General features: G+C 44.9%; 1 pseudogene. It reads left to right on the forward strand.

What is annotated here, in order from left to right:
• A pseudogene (locus tag A3738_RS08285) lies at positions 1-580 on the forward strand (ketol-acid reductoisomerase); the annotation flags it as partial.
• Positions 581-826: the final 246 nt, after the last annotated feature.

An 826-nucleotide genomic window follows, 5' to 3' on the forward strand; every position in this document is an offset into this window, starting at 1 on the left:
CCCAGATCTTATCGCGATCTTCCAAGACGCGTCTGGCCAAGCAAAAGATGTAGCACTTTCTTACGCAAGCGGTGTTGGTGGTGGTCGTACTGGTATCATCGAAACAACTTTTAAAGACGAGACTGAAACTGACCTATTTGGTGAGCAAGCTGTTCTTTGTGGTGGTGCGGTTGAACTTGTTAAAGCTGGTTTCGAAACATTGACTGAAGCGGGTTATGCTCCAGAAATGGCTTACTTCGAATGTTTGCACGAGCTTAAGCTAATTGTTGACCTTATGTACGAAGGCGGCATCGCGAACATGAACTACTCAATCTCTAACAACGCTGAGTACGGTGAGTACGTTACCGGTCCAGAGGTTATCAATGATGAATCTCGTGCGGCGATGCGTAATGCACTTAAGCGTATTCAAGATGGTGAGTACGCCAAGATGTTTATCCAAGAAGGTGCGACTAACTATGCATCTATGACTGCATATCGTCGTAATAACGCAGCTCACCCAATCGAAGAGACTGGTGCTAAGCTTCGTGCAATGATGCCTTGGATTGCGTCTAACAAGATCGTTGATCAAGAGAAGAACTAAGCGTTTTTGTTAATTAACGCTACACTAAACGGCCTGCAAGGATTATCCTTGCAGGCCGTTTTTTTATGTACGCAGAATATGCTGAGAAGTCATGAGCGAAGAGTCAAAGAATAATCAAGATACTACAAGTGCATTGCACGAGTCTGGGGCCGACAATATTAAGTCGGAGACTGAGTCGTCAGCGGACAAACCAAAGTCGCGTATGGGTAAAGGCATATATTTGTTGCCTAACCTGTTTACAACTGC

It is taken from the genome of Oleiphilus sp. HI0066 (assembly GCF_001635725.1).